This window comes from Sulfuricurvum sp., from assembly GCF_028710345.1.
GTDB lineage: Bacteria > Campylobacterota > Campylobacteria > Campylobacterales > Sulfurimonadaceae > Sulfuricurvum.
This window is the reverse complement of record NZ_JAQTUH010000004.1, coordinates 1-16,927: the sequence shown is the minus strand read 5'-3', so window position 1 is coordinate 16,927 and position 16,927 is coordinate 1. Positions and strand designations below refer to the sequence as shown.

15 protein-coding genes and 1 other RNA gene are annotated in these 16,927 nt (G+C 40.3%); 3 read left to right on the top strand and 13 right to left on the bottom strand.

Annotation, left to right across the window (positions count from 1 at the left end):
* Nucleotide 1: 1 nt before the first annotated feature.
* The 13 genes from PHC76_RS06460 to PHC76_RS06400 all read right to left on the bottom strand — a co-directional run bounded on the left by PHC76_RS06460 (nt 2) and on the right by PHC76_RS06400 (nt 12,363).
* Nucleotides 2–679 carry a PIG-L deacetylase family protein gene (locus tag PHC76_RS06460; protein ID WP_299974403.1) on the bottom strand — a complete coding sequence of 226 codons (678 nt, stop codon included), beginning with the start codon at nt 677–679 and terminating at the stop codon, nt 2–4.
* Nucleotides 676–1,908 carry a class I SAM-dependent methyltransferase gene (locus PHC76_RS06455; RefSeq protein WP_299974400.1) on the bottom strand — a complete coding sequence of 411 codons (1,233 nt, stop codon included), beginning with the start codon at nt 1,906–1,908 and terminating at the stop codon, nt 676–678. Before PHC76_RS06455 ends, PHC76_RS06460 begins: the two co-directional genes overlap by 4 nt.
* Before the next feature lie 2 nt (nt 1,909–1,910).
* Nucleotides 1,911–2,501, bottom strand: a complete 591-nt coding sequence (locus PHC76_RS06450; RefSeq protein WP_299974397.1) for an HAD hydrolase-like protein — start codon at nt 2,499–2,501, stop codon at nt 1,911–1,913.
* On the bottom strand, nt 2,494–3,378 hold the full coding sequence (locus PHC76_RS06445; protein ID WP_299974394.1) for an ATP-grasp domain-containing protein: 885 nt from the start codon (nt 3,376–3,378) through the stop codon (nt 2,494–2,496). Before PHC76_RS06445 ends, PHC76_RS06450 begins: the two co-directional genes overlap by 8 nt.
* Nucleotides 3,375–4,382, bottom strand: a complete 1,008-nt coding sequence (locus tag PHC76_RS06440; RefSeq protein ID WP_299974391.1) for an N-acetylneuraminate synthase family protein — start codon at nt 4,380–4,382, stop codon at nt 3,375–3,377. The genes PHC76_RS06445 and PHC76_RS06440 overlap by 4 nt, the downstream gene beginning before the upstream one ends.
* A gap of 34 nt (nt 4,383–4,416) precedes the next feature.
* Nucleotides 4,417–5,289 carry a UDP-2,4-diacetamido-2,4,6-trideoxy-beta-L-altropyranose hydrolase gene (gene pseG, locus PHC76_RS06435; RefSeq protein WP_299974388.1) on the bottom strand — a complete coding sequence of 291 codons (873 nt, stop codon included), beginning with the start codon at nt 5,287–5,289 and terminating at the stop codon, nt 4,417–4,419.
* Nucleotides 5,286–5,972 (bottom strand): pseudaminic acid cytidylyltransferase, encoded by a 687-nt coding sequence (gene pseF / locus PHC76_RS06430; RefSeq protein ID WP_299974385.1) that lies wholly within the window; start codon nt 5,970–5,972, stop codon nt 5,286–5,288. The genes pseG and pseF overlap by 4 nt, the downstream gene beginning before the upstream one ends.
* On the bottom strand, nt 5,972–7,099 hold the full coding sequence (pseC, locus tag PHC76_RS06425) for a UDP-4-amino-4,6-dideoxy-N-acetyl-beta-L-altrosamine transaminase (protein WP_299974383.1): 1,128 nt from the start codon (nt 7,097–7,099) through the stop codon (nt 5,972–5,974). Before pseC ends, pseF begins: the two co-directional genes overlap by 1 nt.
* A gap of 6 nt (nt 7,100–7,105) precedes the next feature.
* Complete coding sequence (gene pseB, locus PHC76_RS06420) at nt 7,106–8,113, bottom strand: UDP-N-acetylglucosamine 4,6-dehydratase (inverting) (RefSeq protein ID WP_299974380.1); 1,008 nt, start codon at nt 8,111–8,113, stop codon at nt 7,106–7,108.
* Nucleotides 8,114–8,174: 61 nt separating this feature from the next.
* Nucleotides 8,175–9,833: a flagellar filament capping protein FliD gene (gene fliD, locus PHC76_RS06415; protein ID WP_299974377.1), complete on the bottom strand. Its 1,659-nt coding sequence runs from the start codon at nt 9,831–9,833 to the stop codon at nt 8,175–8,177.
* A gap of 97 nt (nt 9,834–9,930) precedes the next feature.
* Nucleotides 9,931–10,614 carry an SDR family NAD(P)-dependent oxidoreductase gene (locus PHC76_RS06410; RefSeq protein WP_299974375.1) on the bottom strand — a complete coding sequence of 228 codons (684 nt, stop codon included), beginning with the start codon at nt 10,612–10,614 and terminating at the stop codon, nt 9,931–9,933.
* Entirely contained in the window at nt 10,596–11,615 is a 1,020-nt protein-coding gene (locus PHC76_RS06405) for a spore photoproduct lyase family protein (protein WP_299974372.1), read from the bottom strand. The genes PHC76_RS06410 and PHC76_RS06405 overlap by 19 nt, the downstream gene beginning before the upstream one ends.
* Entirely contained in the window at nt 11,584–12,363 is a 780-nt protein-coding gene (locus tag PHC76_RS06400) for a hypothetical protein (RefSeq protein ID WP_299974369.1), read from the bottom strand. Before PHC76_RS06400 ends, PHC76_RS06405 begins: the two co-directional genes overlap by 32 nt.
* Nucleotides 12,364–12,410: 47 nt before the next feature.
* Here PHC76_RS06400 and ffs point away from each other — a divergent pair.
* From ffs to PHC76_RS06385, 3 genes are all read left to right on the top strand, one after another.
* Nucleotides 12,411–12,508: signal recognition particle sRNA small type (gene ffs, locus PHC76_RS06395), an RNA gene on the top strand.
* A gap of 117 nt (nt 12,509–12,625) precedes the next feature.
* Nucleotides 12,626–13,435 carry an HDOD domain-containing protein gene (locus tag PHC76_RS06390; RefSeq protein ID WP_299974366.1) on the top strand — a complete coding sequence of 270 codons (810 nt, stop codon included), beginning with the start codon at nt 12,626–12,628 and terminating at the stop codon, nt 13,433–13,435.
* Between the two features lie 154 nt (nt 13,436–13,589).
* The coding region (locus PHC76_RS06385; protein ID WP_299974364.1) for a calcium-binding protein at nt 13,590–16,927 on the top strand (3,338 nt) is incomplete at its 3' end.

Below are 16,927 nucleotides of genomic sequence, written 5' to 3'. Positions count from 1 at the left end.
CTCATCGAAGCATACGGACGGTTTTAAAAGCTTCAGCCTTGGAAATTCCAGTACGCATTCCCCAGTAAGTAGCAACCAGTTCAATCCCTTCAAGACTTCTAGGATGGGGAAAATCTCGAAGTTCTCCATGATAATGTTCCATAGCTTTGACTTTTAATGGCAGAGTATTAGTAATATCATAATACAAATCAGGAGAAAAAGAGAGAGGGTAATTCCATTCAGTGGATGATAGAACTTCAAAAGCATAGATCTCTCTGACGCATTCATTACTCATAGGACGGGTTGCGGTTAAGACAGCTTGATAGGTGATTTGATGGTCAATATTAAGATCATGCGGATAATGGGTAAATATAATTTGCGGTTGTATCTCTTCTTTTATGGAGGTAATTACTTTGATAATGTCTAATAAATCAACACTGTCAAAACGGTTATCCGGAAAGTTTTCTATAAATACCTTTTTTATTCCGATAGAATTATTGGCTTCATGGATATTGCGGTGCAATGTTTCGAGTGCTTCTTGATGCAATTTTGGGTTACGTTTATCCGCTCTACTGGTGATTCCTTCCCCTAGGATGAGGGTATAAGCTTCGTAACCTTCTGAGATGAGGCGTGCGACAGTTCCGAAGCAACCAAGTACTTCATCATCAGGGTGTGCTGCAACAATTAAAATACGCTTCATTGAGAAACTCTAATAATTTGTTTGCTATCCGGATGGTATTGATATAAAACAACATCGGTATACATGGTTACAATCATAATAGATTGAGAGGGCGAAATTTGCTGTATTACTTCAAAAATTTCTTTTTCATAGGTTGACATAATTAAGATATGTGTAATATCATTGTTAATGAGAACGTGAGGGGATGAAACTAAGATATCAAAGAATAAAAACTTATACCCTTCTTTCGACGTGTCAGAATCAATAATATAATCAATTTTTTGGAGTAAATTAAGAGGTAAATTGGCTACAATATTCCCACCAAAGCTTCCTGCACCCCATATAGCGACTGAACCATTGATCTGATCTAATAGGTTTTTAACTCTTAAAAAATGGGTATCAACACGATTTTGAAAAGAGGTTAGATGGGAAATAAAAAGATTATTATCTTGGATAACTGTTTCGATCGGAACCATTTTGGTATGGGGGATATGAGATGCTGCAACGATAATTCGATAATCAAGCTCTATAATAGATACAAACTTAACACCGATCTCTTTGAGGAGAGTTAAAAAATATTGCTTTGTCAAAAGGGTGATATGTTGAAAATGAAAAGGTTTATCACTTCCGTGTATAAGCGCCCAATCTACATTGGGTGTTTCACAAATTACTATCCCATCATCACTAATCGCCTTAAACTGACTGACTAAAAAAGTTTTGATATCACTGATGTGTTCAATAACGTGTCTGGAAATAATCGTATCGCATTTCGTGACGAGTTGATTGGTCGGAAAAAAATCAGTGATTACTGTAATTCCACGTTCTCTAGCCGTCTCTCCACCCTTGCGGGAAGGTTCAATGCCTATCAGATTAGAAATATCGAAACGTTCACGTATAAGTGCTAATAGTGACCCATCATAACACCCTATTTCAGCAACGGTAGATTTATGATTGATCCATTGAGCTGTTACATCCAAAAATGATGATAATTCATAGTCAATGATATTGGTTCGAGAGATATAAAAATAGAATTTTTCATAGATGGTATTGAGTAATTCATGATCTTGAGGGCGGAGATGACTGTATACTAACCCACACTGAGAACAATAAAGGTAATTCAGTTCTATAACTTGTGTGAGCTCATTTGGCATTGTGAGAGCAGTTTCGGGAGAGACAGTAAACGGATAAATCGGTATAGAGCGTGTAAAAAAAACTTTATTACTCGCTGATGAACAGTGTGGGCAATGCATAATTATTCCTTTGAGGTAATATCGGATGGAAATTGGAAAAAGATAAATGGTATATGACAATTAGAAGCAAAAACTCCATCTGTAGATTCTTGATCTCCAACCATTACTGCTTTAGCAGGAAAAGGTTCAAGGGTGAGAAAAGATTGAGGAGATGGTTTTAGAAGATCATTACGATGGGGGTCTAAGATAATGATTGTTTCAAAAAAACTTTCAAGATTCAAAGATCTTATTTTATGCCATTGTTTTATTTCACCTCCATTAGAGATGAGAATTTTTCTTTTTTCACAAAGTTGTGACAGTAATGGCGATAAAGTTTTCAAATCGGATAAATCAGGTAGATAAGTACGATAAAAAGATAGTAACTCTTGTACAGAAAAATCGATTTCTGAATGTTGGACAGCAAATAAATCAAAAACATTCGGATGGGCATAACCCAAAGATGCTTTAAAATTTGCCAACATCATTGCAATCGTATGATCCTTAAAAAAAGAGGTAAAAACTCTATAGTCATAGTCAATTTGTGAAAAAAGTGTACCATCAAGATCAAATAGTACAGTATCATATTCTGTAAGCATGGTAGCTAGATTAGACATAATGCTCCGTCAAATAACGATACATTTTGAGACCATATTTCGGTTTAGGTAGCTCAAACCCTTCATTGTGAAAAATTTTGATGTAACTGTTTAATGGATCAAATCCAGCGTGTATCGATAAAATAGCACTGCCTGCAATACGGGGATTGATCTCAATTAGAAATATCCCTTCTTCATTTTTAATAAATTGGATATTCGCTGGTCCAATAATTGGGAGATTGGCAAGTAGTTTTAATGCAATTTCAATAATTTCGGGCTCATCTACTACCTCGCCGATGAGGCTGACGTTAGATGCCTTTATCCGTTTCCTTGCCAGAGCAAACAGGGGTTTTCCACTACAATCAGAGAGAGTATCGACCGTAAATTCATCCCCTATGAGAAGCGTTTGAATAATATGAGATGAGTGATCAAGTTGAGCAAGTAGTTCAGGTGATGATTCAAGCCACGCACCTTTACTCCCTCTGCTAAAATCTTTTCGAACAAAGGCAGGAGCAGTGCGTGTTAAATCAGCAACTCTGATTCTATGGGTTTGAGCAAAGTTATATGTTGAGAGTTTACTTGTAGCAGTTAAAATACTCAGTGGTGATGAGGTAACGATGCGTTTACGTAATATCGGATCTATTTTTACGGTAGCGAATAAACGATGCTCTTCATCAAGCCAAGGAAAAAAAAGATCAAAATTTAAGTGCGCAATAAAAGAGAGATATTGATCTACATTTTCAATAGAGGGAGAACAAAAAAATTCATCAACAAAATAGCGTGCCGGACATTCATTATTCGAGTCCATTCCCAAAATTGTATGCCCTAATGATTGAAGATGACGAATAATAGAGATGGCAACCGATCCCCCTACGGCACTTAATAAAATGCGGCTCATTGAAAATGTTCTCGTCTAATAGCTTGGTGCTCATCAAGGGGCATTTTAACACTCCATCCAACCCATAAAGAAGCCTCTTTTGGCGGGATAGTGTCATTGAAAACTGCTTCAGGCCGTGCAAAATAGAAATCATTTTCGGTGATGATATGCCCAATAGAGAGGGGTTTGTTTGCAATCATAACACGTCTGTAAAGTGTTCGTCCTTTTTGTTCTTTTGAGGAAAGTATTTTTGTAGGAGTACCCATAGCCATTTGGGCATTTTGTAAACTCATTGAAAGGTCACGAATTCCTTGAGCATCTAGCGCAAAAGAGTGATCTGGACCAAGTTGATTTTTATCAAGAGTAATATGTTTTTCGACTGCTTTGATCCCGTACACAACGCTCATCATGGCTATATCATTTTTTTCACTATGATCTGAGAGAGCGATATTTAAAGTCAGAGTTTTAAGAAATTCAAAAAAGGAAAGATTGACTTCAGGATAAAGTGTTGGATAGGTTGAAACGCAATGAAAAAGGGTTATATCAGAGTGATAAGCACTAATGGTTTCAAATGCATCAATGATTTCAGCTCTAGTAGCCATACCCGTTGAAAGCAACAAAGGTACTTGTAATTTGGATAACTCATGTATAAACGGGATATGGTTACAATCCATGGAGGCAATTTTTAAGCGCTTAATCCCTGCATTTAAGCAAATAATGGCATTTTTTAAACTATGAGGTGTTGCGATAATATCAAGATTCTTTTTATGAGAATATGCGACAAGTTCAGGAAGCCATTCTTTAGGCGTAATAAGCTTGGCATTAATATATTCAGCCCATGTTGAATAATCATTTTGATAACCATAAAGTACAGGAGATACACGTGAAGATACAATATCGTTGGCATCGTATATTTGTAATTTAACGGTATGACATCCATTCTCCGCTGCTATATCTATCAGTTGATAGGCTGTTTGGATATCACCGTTATGATTCGTCCCTATTTCACCGATTATTTCAATCATGTATAACTCTTATTTATAAAATTAAAAAAGTATTTCATGGCAAAAACCTTTGAAGTTGTTTTTGAAATTGGGTGGCTTCAAATTCATTAAGTATACAGAAATTATGTTTATGTAAGTATTGAACGATATCGTCTTGATTGGATGCGGTTTGAATCGCAATAAATGGCATTTCCATAAACAGTACTTCATGAACCATCACACTAGGTGTAATAATGGCTAAGTGGCTTTGATGGAGGAGTTTAGCAATTTCATTGGAGTTAAGATGAATTTTGATCTGAGTTGATTTGAGTGTATATGTTAATAAAGTATTTAAATTTGGATTAGAGGTTGTAGTAGCAAGACACACTTTTTTGGAGCAAGGGATCGATTTTAGTATATCAAGTGTTATATTACTGCTATCTGTCCCTCCCATTGAGATGAAAATATCATAAATTTTTTCTCGAGAAATTTCTTTTTCGGATCGGAATTCATCTCGTATTAATGTGTAATCTTTTCCGCAATGAAGCTCACAGTGCACAGGGAGCAAATCTTTATAGCGATTTTCGTCCGCAGAAATATTGTGATTAAGTAAAATATCACAATAGTGTGAGTTGTAAGTATCATCAAGGCTCATAATCGTAATATGAGTAGCCTCTTTAATCTTTTTTTCAAAAGAGTAATCGATGTCGTAATGGTCAAAAATAACCATATTGATTTTTAATGAGGTTATAGAATTAATCAGCTCTTCGGGCTCATTTGTCCTGAGAATATGGACAGGATAAGGGATTTTATCGATGATATTACCCACTAAATTTTGGCAAGCAAATGTAATATGGGCATGAGGATATTGTTGAGCGAGCACCAAATCGCGCATAATATGTCCCAACCCTATGGTGCTAGAGGAATCTGCGCGAATAAGAAGATTCATGTGTTGAAGAGTACCTTATGCATCAATTCTGCTCGGATCCAATCTTCTGGAGTGTCAATATCTTGGACGAGATGTCGGGGTAGAACGATTGTCGTGGCTGCATCGGAGAAAATCGGTTTTCCCTCCAGCCATGCTTCACGAGTTCCCCAATAAAATTGCCCCACATCGTGATACGCTTCTTCGAGATCTTGAGAGCGTGTTGCAAAATGTTCAGGATAAAACATGTCGATATTACCCTTATTATCTCGTTTCACACCACGCTGAATCGGGAAAGGGAACGTCGTAACAGGAAAAGCGTACTGTTTGTTATGGGTGATAAGGGAGTTATAGGCATTATGGATGTCTTCAGCACGGATAAATGGGGCTGTGGCATAGATACAGCAGGCATAATCGATAACCGAATTGTTTTGAAGTGTTTGGATAGCGTGAGCGATAACGGGGATGGTAGCGGTGTGATCATCACTGAGTTCTTTAGGTCGCATAAAAGGGACTTCAGCACCAAATTTACGTGCTACTTCGGCAATCTCTTCATCATCGGTAGTAACGATAATTTTATCAAATAAGCAAGAAGTCAATGCCGCTTCGATGCTATAGGCAATAATCGGTTTGCCGTGAAACGGTTTGATATTTTTTCGGGGTATCCGTTTACTTCCTCCACGAGCTGGAATGATACATATACGCATTAGAAACTGCATCCTCTGTAACTGTATTTTTCTATCACGTCAAGAACGGTATCGGCAATCGTTACAGCCTCTTCCATCGTCATCTTTTGATGGCAGGGGATGGAGAGTTCACTTTTATAAAAAAGCTCTGTGGTGGCGAGACGTTGTTCTCCAAATTTTTCTTTATAAAAACTGTTTTGATAGATGGGTTTGTAGTGGACTTGCACCCCTAACCCCCGTGTTTGCAATTCGGCAAAAATCTCCTCTTTAACACAATGAAGCTCTGGATTGAGTAACAGTGGATAAAGATGACGTGCACTCTGTTCAGATGAATCGATACTGATTGTCGTGAACAATTTGTGTTCCGAAAAACGCTCATCATAATAGCGGGCAATATGCTCCCGTGTCTCAAGAAAACGGTTTAGTTTATGGAGTTGTGAAAGCCCCAGTGCGGCGGCAAATTCGGTGAGACGGAAATTATGCCCCAAGCTCACCATATCCGAATTCCACAGCTGTTTTTTGATGATGCCGTGTGAGCGAAAGAGACGAAGCCGTTGTGCGAACTCGTCGTTATCGGTGACAACTGCTCCCCCCTCTCCGGTCGTAATCGGTTTGATAGCATGGAAACTAAAGATCGTCATGTCGGCAAAAGAACCTATTTTTTGATGTCCGATACCGCTCCCCAAAGCGTGGGAAGAATCTTCGATGACCAAAAGATTATGTTTTTGAGCAATCTCTTTTATCTTTTTTATCGCCACCGGTTTACCGGCAAAATCGACGGGGACAATCGCTTTTGTATGGGGTGTGATGAGTGATTCTATGAGATGCTCATCGATATTGCCATCCATTTTTATGTCACAGAATTTAGGATTAGCCCCCAGTGCAATAGCCATATTTGACGTTGCCACAAAGCTAATCGGTGTCGTGATAATCTCATCATCCTCTTTGATCTCACCAACAGCGTAAGCCGCTAGTAATGCCGAAGTAGCAGAGTTAAAGGAGATACAATGTTTGGCACCGACATACGAGGCAATAGCCGATTCAAACTCCTCAACTTTAGCCCCTTGGGTGAGATGGGAACTGCGCAGTACTTCTACGACGGCAGATATATCATCTTCTTCGATAAACTGAGTAGAGTACGGTAGCATTAGACGTTACTTCTCTTCGTTTTGGGTGAGCGCTATTTTTTCCAAAAGAGCTTCAGGTGTGAGCCATTCGGTATTGGTTTCCGAACTGTATTTAAATCCGTATTCGACCAATTTTCCGATTTCGCCGAGATTGTTGAGGCTAAAATCGGCAGATTCGGTAAATTGTATGGAGGGTTTGATGACATAATGGTCATGAAATTCAAGTGTGAGATGGGAATCATCTCGTGGGCACATTACTTCATGCATTTTTTCACCCGGACGGATACCGACATTCTTATAGGGCATATCTGGGGCAATGGCACGAGCAACATCGACCACTTTCATAGAGGGTATTTTTGGGATAAAAATCTCTCCGCCGTGCATACGCTGAAAATTTTTGAGGACGAAATCAACCCCTTCTTGGAGGGTAATCCAAAAACGGGTCATCCGCTCATCAGTAATCGGCAACTCTGTTGCTCCATCTGCGATAAGTTTTTGGAAAAACGGGACGACGGAACCGCGTGAACCTAGAACATTACCGTATCGAACAACACCAAAGCGGATATCTTTACCGCCACGAATATTGTTAGCGGCAACAAAGAGTTTGTCACTTGCGAGTTTGGTTGCCCCGTAGAGATTAATCGGGCTGGCAGCTTTATCGGTAGAGAGTGCGATGACACGGCTCACATTGCAATGCAATGCTGCATCGATGACATTTTGGGCACCGTTGATATTGGTTTTGATACACTCCATAGGGTTGTATTCTGCGATAGGGACATGTTTGAGTGCGGCAGCATGAACGACGTAATCAACACCGTTCATAGCACTTTCAAGACGCTTTAGATCACGGACGTCCCCGATAAAATAACGCATACACTTCTCATTAAAACGTTGTGCCATTTCATATTGTTTAAGTTCGTCGCGAGAATAAATGATGATTTTATTGGGTTTATAGTGTTTTAAGATCGTTTTGACAAATTGTTTACCAAAACTTCCGGTTCCACCGGTAATAAGAATATTTTTTCCGTTGAGCATTGCGCATCCTATCAACCTAGATGATAGAACTAAGCAATTTTGATACCATTTTTAATACAGACTAATTACCGGTTGTGTATGCACTGATTTGTGTTTGGAGGGATGCAAATTGATTTTTTAATTTGGTCATAATGGTATCGTATTGGACGAACTGAGCAGTCATAGCGGTATAACGTGCATCGAGCAATGCTTGAGAACGTGTCTTATTGTCATTAAGTGACTTGATTTGATTGGTTGAACTGGTAGTCAAATTGGTCATGTTTGTATGAAAACGGTCTAGCATGGTATTTAAAGTGGTAAAAATACCATCGGTTGTTGTGCTATGTCCTAAACTGTCAACTTTGGTATACCCGCTTAAAAATTTCTCAGAGGCAGTAGTATCTGTATTGAATTTGGAAAGAAATGTGGAAGAATTAAAGCTCATTGTCCCTGTTTCACTTAAATCAATTCCAAATTGAGAGAGAGACATACCACTACTGTTCATAGAAGTTACAACACGGTTTATCTCTCTTCGGATAGAGTTGATAGAGTTGTCACCACTAAAAATACCGACAGTTCCGGTTGTAGTGTCGGAGCTTGTCATACTGTTAAGCTGTGAGGTTAGCGAGTTGTAGTTTTGGACAAAGGTGTTCATCTCGTCACTAATCGCTTGGGTATCTTGAGCGATTGAGATATTAGCACTTCCGCTATTTTCGAGAAGATTGATCGTTACCCCTACGGTTAGGTCGCTGATGGTATTACTGCTACGAGAGATGGTAATCCCATTGTACTTAAATTGGGCATTGGTTGCTGCTTGAAGTTCCCCAATTTTATCCATAGCGGTAGTTGTCGTTAATTTAGAGTCTAAAAGCCCTGAATTGTCGGTTAATGAGACACTAGCACTATCTCCGGCTACGGATGAACGTAAAATAAGTTTGTTATTTCCATCGATAGTGGCAACCGAAGAGCCGACAGAAGCATTAATAAGGTCTCGAATATTTTCTAGTGAGGTAGATGCATCATAGGCGACATTGTAGCTACTGCCTCCTACGCTCACTGTTAAATCACCTGCTCCAGAAGCAACCGTATCGATGGGAGAGGAGAAAGCTTGGGAACTAATAGCTTTATAAGAAGTTAATGTATTATTAAGAGTACCCGTTGAGGAATCAGAGATGACAATATTTTGATCGGCACCGGTTTTTTGAGAATTCATAACCAATCGGTAGTCATTAGTTCCGACTTGTAAAATAGAGGCTCTTACGCTCGAACCCGCTACAGTATTGATTGAGTTTTTGAGATCCGTAAGGGATGTTGTTGATGTATAATCAATGCTGTAGCTTAGTCCTCCCACTGTCATTTTCATGGTACCTGAACCCGAAGCGATGCTCGCAGTATTGGAAAGAAAACTTCCTGATTCTAAGACATTTTTTTGTGCTAAGGAGACATTAGAAATCGAAAAAGATTGCACGTCAACCCCAGAATTAGCGGTAACACTCACACCGCTAGTATTCCCCGATACGGTCCGTTTTTGATACAGTGCATCATTGTCTAGTGCGCTGGCACTGCTTTTAAATGTGGTAAGTAGACTGTCTAGCAAACTGATAGCACTGCTTTTTTGTTGTTGTAAAGTAATTTTGTTATCAATAGGGGTAATGATAGATTTTGTATCAGCAGCTTTAAGCTGATCAATAACGGTTTGAGTAAGTACTCCCGATCCTGCTCCCAGTGAACTGACTGCCATAGTAAATCCTTTTACATTTAGTGTAGATAATATCGACCAAAAAGGTTAAAAGATTAGTCAATTTTCTACAGTTATACTAAAAGCAAAAAGAGTTCCTTTAGTGTTTTTTGGTAATCCCAAACCGTTGTGGTCTCAATGTGAGTTCGGTAGTACACATTCCATCGCGCATTGATAAGAGATTGAGGAGGGATTTGGCGATATCGGATGCGAAAAGTTTACTCTCTTCGCTTTCACCGACACCAAAACGCAAATCATCAAAAAACGGCGTATCGGTCATATCGGGGTTGATGGTGAGAACCCCGACCCCGCTCGCTCTCACCTCTTCGAACAGTGAATGCCCGAACGCACGCAACCCTGATTTAGTCGCGCTGTAGAGGGCGGAAAATTTAGAACTACGGGTTGCTTCGATAGAGGTGATATTGATAATCTTCCCCTGATTGGCTTTGAGGGTACGTAAAAAGAGGTTTGAGAGGACGATTGGGGCGGTGAGATTGAGGGCAATCATATCGGTGATAGTAGAGAGGCTCAACTCTTCGTGGGGTTCAAACCGTCCAAATCCGGCAGCGTTGATGAGTAATTTCAAATCGTTGGACTCTAATGTTTTGAGCACTTCGATCTCATGAATATGGCGTAAATCACACGCGATGTGAATAAAATTAGGGTGATTTAAGCTCCCTTCGCTCCGAGAGAGACCGATTACTTTGTACCCATTATCGAGTAGCATTTGAGCAATAGCTTCTCCGATTCCAGAGCTTGTTCCACTTACGATTGCCGTTGCCATGTTCGTATCCTTTGTATCGGTATAAAATTAGTCGCTTTTGCTAACATTTTCTCTAAAATAGCTGTTTCGAGTGTTTCTGGGTAGGTTGCCATCTCATCTTTAACTGTATAGGGGTAAAAAGCGATGTCGCTACGGCGGAGTTTTTTGAGTGAGCGCAGATGGCTCTGGCTCATCCGAAAACTCCCCAGTGTTAAATGCTCGATAGCGTTGGGATCGATACGCTCAAAAATCGTCTCGATGAGAGGGGGGTAGAGGGTTTCAAAATCATCGGTATGGATGATCGGATCGACGCAGAGCCTCACTTTCCACCCTAACTTTATCGCTTCGCTTATCGCACTTAGCCGTTTTGAGAGTGATGGGGTAGAATGTTCATACGCATCGATGATTGCTTGGGGTGAGAGGGTCCATGCGAGGGTGACGCGCTCATTTGGGAGCGTATTTTTTAGGGCGTTGATGTTGGCACTTTTGGTACGGATTTCGAGGTAGAGGTTGGGGTGATGTTGGGCAAACTCTAACCACGTGGATGTTTGGTGTGTTAGTGACTCGATAGCCAGCGTATCGGTGTCATACGATGTCGCTACCAGAGTATCGCGCCCCAGATAGGGGAGGAGTTGAGCAAAGGCATCTTCGAGGTTGACGAATAACACGGTGTTAGCCGATGGATAGAGCCCTTGGAGGTAGCAATAGTCGCAATCATACAAACACCCCATCACGCTGGAGGCATAAAAAAACTGTTCATGATCGAACCCATCACTGTATTGGCTCCCCTCGTGTAAAAATTTCCCCTCTTTGCGGGCGAGGATGAGCTTTTTGGAGTCACTTTGGGCGGCGAAACTTTGGTTTGGACGGTTAAAAACATCTTTGTAATGGTCGATGATGATGGTGTGTGAGGAGGAAAATTTTGCACGAATGGCGAGTGTTTGGGGATGATTCAAAACAGCTTTCTCGATATAGAGATGGGAAAAGAGCTTAGGAGACGAGGGTGTGGATGAGGTGCTCATGCAACTGACTCCTATGGTGTTTGGATGTGGGCTCTGCTATCTCTAGTGGGAGCGGTTTTGCAGGGTGTTTGAGACGAAAAAAACAGAAGGCATCCTCGAGGATATCCCCTTGGCTTTTGGTGAAATATCCTTTAACTCCTTCGATAGCCTCCCTCTCATGCTCACTAAAAAGGGGAGGTTTCGAACACAACTGTGAGAGGCTTTGGATGATGGATTCTAGGGTGCGTTGATGGGAGTGGATGAGCGATATCACCAACTCTTTAGAGAGCGATTGCGGTTCGAAATGATCGGAGACGATTTTGAGAAACGCCATTTGGTGGAGTTTGAAAAAACGCTCAGCGGCACAAAAAACTCCGCCACTCTCCATATCGACGGGATGGTTTGTTATCGAAGATTGCGGTGTATTCACACAAAGCAGGGAGCTTTCACGTAGCGTATGGGGATAGAGGATATCGGGATAATAGGTTTTGCCCTGTGTGATAATCTGATGGATGAGAAGAGCCTCCCCAATCTCGTACTCAGCGGCACAAATACCGATGTTGATAAGACAATCATTGCTTGTGGGCGTTTTCCACCCCAGCAGGGCACTCACCGCCATCATGGCGTTTTTTTCTCCCACTCCGGTGATGAGCAAGAGAATATCCTCCCCGCTATAGAGGGTATAGGGGAGTGACATATCCCGCTTTAATCCATAAAAGTCGATAAGAGCACGTGCCTCAGCATCGAGTGCGGTAATAATATAAATCATACTCTAATTGTATCATAAGCTAAGTACGGGTACAATTTCAGCTCTCTTCATTAGACCTGTGCAAGGGTTTGTTTGGACATCGTGTCAGGGTAGGAATACAGCAGCACACCTAAACCGATTTTGTGCCGCAGGTATCTGATGGGGAGTCTCCTCTTTTTTACACACTTTCATCACCCTTTCATCAAATTTTTAAATTAAAGAATAAATTTAATCTACAATGTTCTATAATCTTCTCAAATAGTTAATTATTTTGGAGAATTAAATGAAACCAGAGTTAATGCAACAAATAGAGCATGTTCCGATGCTCCCTGAAACCGTCCAAAAAGTAGAAGCGGTTTATAATAATCCTAACAGCGGTGTGAGTGAGATGGCAAATGCGATCAAAGATGATCCGATTATCACCGCTTATATCCTCAAAACCGCAAACTCTCCGATGTATGGTCTAAGCCGTACCGTTACCGATGTTGCACAAGCGATTTCGTTGTTGGGTAAAGATACTGTACGCACTTTTACGATTGCTTCTGCCGCCAATAACTGTATGGACATCGATCTCTCTCCGTATGGGATGACTCAAAATAACTATTTGGCACGCGCACAGCTCCAAAATGCACTGGTTAGCCGTTGGGTATCCAAAGTAGATCGTTCATTATTAGGACATCTTTCACTCGCCTCATTTTTGCTTGAACTTGGTAAAGTAGTTATTAGTCGCTATCTGATTGAATCTGGACAAGGTGCATTGTTGAGTGAAGCATTAGCTAATGGGGGTACTACCAAACAAGCAGAAATTATTGCCTGTGGTTCAAAATCTGAAGATGTGACCGCAACTCTTTTTTACCGATGGAACTTTGACCCTGATTTAGTTCATTTGATCCGTTTTGCTAATGAGCCGGAAGATGCATCCGATCCTGAGACCCAAGAGATGGCAAAATTTCTCAAAGTAGCCAAAGAGGCGATTAGTCTCGATGGAACGATGACTGAAGCTACCCTCAAAAATGCCCGTGAGTTGATCGAAGAATATGGAATGAACCAAAACCTTTTCGATGAGACGGTTGAAAAAATCCTCGCGGCGTAACTACTAACGTTTCTTCTTAACAATACCCCTCGCGGGTAATTCTTGATTTTACCTCACTAGACTCCTTATGATGTAACAAAAATTGATTTATAGTACAATTTAAGATTATATATTTATAATTATTTACAGATAAAAATAAACATAAGGTCACGTCATGAGTTTAAGTTACACAGATAGCAGTTTAAATAATTGGCAAATCGGCTTGGATGGTCAGCTGGTTAGACTTCAATCTCCTAGTGATATCTATGATGCAGGTGCGATGCTTTCCATCGTAAGCGGTACTACGCCTATCACATTTGCAATCGGAGATTGGGTGCCAACAGTGACCAGTGCTAATGCTAACACAACCACTGCAACGGATGCTACCAATAAGATTATATTGAGTAGAGATGCTTATATCGGAAATGGATTTGGGCGGTTTATAGAAAACTTTACCAATACGGATAGTGTTGCTAAAACATTAACTATAACATTGACGGATGACATTTATTATAATGGAAGTACAACCGTTACTCAAACTTCATCCGGAGATACCACATTCACAACTGCGGATCAGTGGTATAGTGTTGGGAACTCTTTTTATACAACGCGTCCAAATTCAGTGCATGTTATATTGGGTTCAGGATCCATTACCCCAATAACATCTGTTTTAAAAACAGGTGCTGATTATTTGGCGACAACATTTACCTTAACATTAGCACCGGGAGAGACAAAGAGCATTATGCATTTTTATGCTCCGACTGTGGATACGGCTACAGCAGTAACTTTAGGTAATAACATTATGAGTTTATCGGATAGTGCATATTTAGCTGGATTGAGTGATACACAATTGAGTCATATTGCCAATTTTTCGTTTGAAATATTTTCTTCAGTGACTACCACATTAGCAGATAAATACCTAACTTTAACCCTTACCGGAATAGATTCTATAAGTGGGACGGGGAATGCCAAAGATAATGTTCTTAATGGTAACTCAGCAGATAATCTTTTGTCAGGATTGGACGGCAATGATATCATATATGGAAATGATGGTAATGATAGTCTCTTGGGTGGAAACGGCAATGATACATTGATTGGAGGGGCGGGTAATGATGGTTTTTATGGTGATCCTGGTAATGACATTATAGATGGTGGAGATGGTTGGGATTACTTATGGTATGAAAACTCATCTGCCGCAGTAGGGGTTGATCTCTCTAAAACTACCGCACAATATATTGGATCAGGAAATGATACAGATACAATCACTGGAATTGAATCGATATACGGATCAAATTATGGAGATGTGCTTATTGCTGGTAGTAACGGAAATGATCTTTATGGAGCAGGAGGAAATGACATACTCTATGCGGGTGCTGGTAGTGATATTTTAGACGGGGGAAGTGGTATTGATACTTTGTCCTATACGTATGCTTCAGCTGGTGTATGGATTGATCTTGCTGATCCAAACTGGCAAGTAACTGGTGGATCAGGACCTGATAATATTTCCGGTTTTGAGAATTTATGGGGGTCAAACTATGGAGATGTACTTCGTGCCAATGATAGTAGTTGTGGTATTCAAGCGGGTGATGGTAATGATTTTGTTTTTGCTGGAGGAGGTAATGATGTACTAAATGGCGGATATGGAACTGACATGGTGTCATATTTTTATGCATCAGCTTCTGTATCGATTGATTTGGCTAATACGGCTTTGCAAGTTACCAATGGATCTGGTAGTGATACTCTTACAGGTTTTGAAAACTTGATGGGTTCAGACTTTAATGATACCCTCACTGGAAATGGTGGAGACAACCTTATTGATGGTGTATCGGGAGCTGACACTATGAGTGGAGGGCTTGGTAATGATACCTACTATGTTGATAATGTAGGTGATACAGTAATCGAAGCTAATAATGAAGGAATCGATATTATCAATGCATCTGTTGGCTTTAGTTTAATTGGACAATATGTTGAAAACTTAAATCTTACGGGAACCGCAGATATAAATGGTATCGGTAACGAACTTGCTAATACCCTAACTGGTAACAGCGGAGCGAATACCCTTAGTGGTGGAGATGGTGACGATACTCTTGATGGAAACTCAGGGAATGACTTTTTGCTTGGTGGAGCAGGGACCGATGTTATGTATGGTGGTGATGGTCATGATACTATTGCTGGTAATGCAGGCGATGATACTATCGATGGTGGAGCAGGCGTAGACGGAATAAATTATTATGATGCTGTATCAGGTGTTACCGTTAAGCTTTATGTCACTGCAGCTCAAAATACCATTGGAGCTGGTATCGATACGATTATCAATGTCGAAAATCTTGAAGGGTCTACATTTAATGATACTCTCTATGGAAACAGTAGTGGTAATATAATATCAGGGAATGATGGAAACGATATTATTGATGGTATGGGTGGGAATGACGCTTTGTATGGAGGAAATGGAGAGGATACTTTTTTTTCATCAAGCAGTAATGAGTATATTGATGGCGGAGCAGGAATAGATACGGTTTCTTATGTTAGTGCAACCTCTGCCGTTACTATTAACCTAGCTCTTACTGTTCAAGACACTCTTGGATCAGGTACTGATACCATTATTAATGTTGAGAACTTAATAGGATCAGAATTTAATGACACCCTTACTGGAGATAGTGGAAATAATATAATTACTGGTGGAGCTGGAAATGACAGTTTGTCTGGAGGTGCAGGTAATGACACTATTAACGGCGGAGCAGGCTTAAATACCCTTTCAGGCGGACAAGGAAATGATACCGTTTATGGTGGAATTGATGCAGATGTCATAAATGGTAATATGGGTAATGACTTACTTTATGGCGGTGCAGGTAATGATATACTAAACGGTGGTGCTGGGATTAATACTATTGATGGCGGTGATGGAATCGATACGGTTACTTATTTTCAAAGTACTGTAGCTGTCACCGTTAATCTTTCTTTGGGTACTACCACTTCAACATTTGCAACCGATACTTTGATCAATATTGAAAATATTATCGGTGGTTCGGGTGATGATGTCCTAAGCGGAAATGATAATGTCAATAGCATTAACGGTGGAGCCGGAGCTGACACTATGAGCGGAGGATTCGGTAATGATACCTACTATGTTGATAATGTAGGTGATAAAGCGATCGAACTAAACGGTGGTGGAACCGATACGGTAAACTCCTCTGTTAGCTTTAGCTTAGTAGGACAATATACTGAAAACCTTACTTTAATCGGTTCTCTAAATATTGATGCGACTGGTAATGCTCAAAACAATATCCTCATCGGAAATGATTTCAATAATACCATCAATGGCGGAGTTGGTGATGATACTATAGATGGCGGAGCAGGTAACGATCTTCTCGATGGGGGTACAGGAATAGATACCCTAACCTACATTACAGCCAGCGCGGGTGTGAAAGTGAATCTAGGAGTTAGCACAGCACAAGATACAATAGGTGATGGAATTGATACAATTGCTAATATAGAGAATATTAACGGGTCTCT

What these genes read in the sequence shown, in the direction of transcription:
- PHC76_RS06460 (WP_299974403.1), bottom strand. Translation starts at nt 679, where the DNA reads ATGAAGCGTATTTTAATTGTTGCAGCACACCCTGATGATGAAGTACTT.
- PHC76_RS06455 (WP_299974400.1), bottom strand. Translation starts at nt 1,908, where the DNA reads ATGCATTGCCCACACTGTTCATCAGCGAGTAATAAAGTTTTTTTTACA.
- PHC76_RS06450 (WP_299974397.1), bottom strand. Translation starts at nt 2,501, where the DNA reads ATGTCTAATCTAGCTACCATGCTTACAGAATATGATACTGTACTATTT.
- PHC76_RS06445 (WP_299974394.1), bottom strand. Translation starts at nt 3,378, where the DNA reads ATGAGCCGCATTTTATTAAGTGCCGTAGGGGGATCGGTTGCCATCTCT.
- PHC76_RS06440 (WP_299974391.1), bottom strand. Translation starts at nt 4,382, where the DNA reads ATGATTGAAATAATCGGTGAAATAGGGACGAATCATAACGGTGATATC.
- pseG (WP_299974388.1), bottom strand. Translation starts at nt 5,289, where the DNA reads ATGAATCTTCTTATTCGCGCAGATTCCTCTAGCACCATAGGGTTGGGA.
- pseF (WP_299974385.1), bottom strand. Translation starts at nt 5,972, where the DNA reads ATGCGTATATGTATCATTCCAGCTCGTGGAGGAAGTAAACGGATACCC.
- pseC (WP_299974383.1), bottom strand. Translation starts at nt 7,099, where the DNA reads ATGCTACCGTACTCTACTCAGTTTATCGAAGAAGATGATATATCTGCC.
- pseB (WP_299974380.1), bottom strand. Translation starts at nt 8,113, where the DNA reads ATGCTCAACGGAAAAAATATTCTTATTACCGGTGGAACCGGAAGTTTT.
- fliD (WP_299974377.1), bottom strand. Translation starts at nt 9,833, where the DNA reads ATGGCAGTCAGTTCACTGGGAGCAGGATCGGGAGTACTTACTCAAACC.
- PHC76_RS06410 (WP_299974375.1), bottom strand. Translation starts at nt 10,614, where the DNA reads ATGGCAACGGCAATCGTAAGTGGAACAAGCTCTGGAATCGGAGAAGCT.
- PHC76_RS06405 (WP_299974372.1), bottom strand. Translation starts at nt 11,615, where the DNA reads ATGAGCACCTCATCCACACCCTCGTCTCCTAAGCTCTTTTCCCATCTC.
- PHC76_RS06400 (WP_299974369.1), bottom strand. Translation starts at nt 12,363, where the DNA reads ATGATTTATATTATTACCGCACTCGATGCTGAGGCACGTGCTCTTATC.
- PHC76_RS06390 (WP_299974366.1), top strand. Translation starts at nt 12,626, where the DNA reads ATGAAACCAGAGTTAATGCAACAAATAGAGCATGTTCCGATGCTCCCT.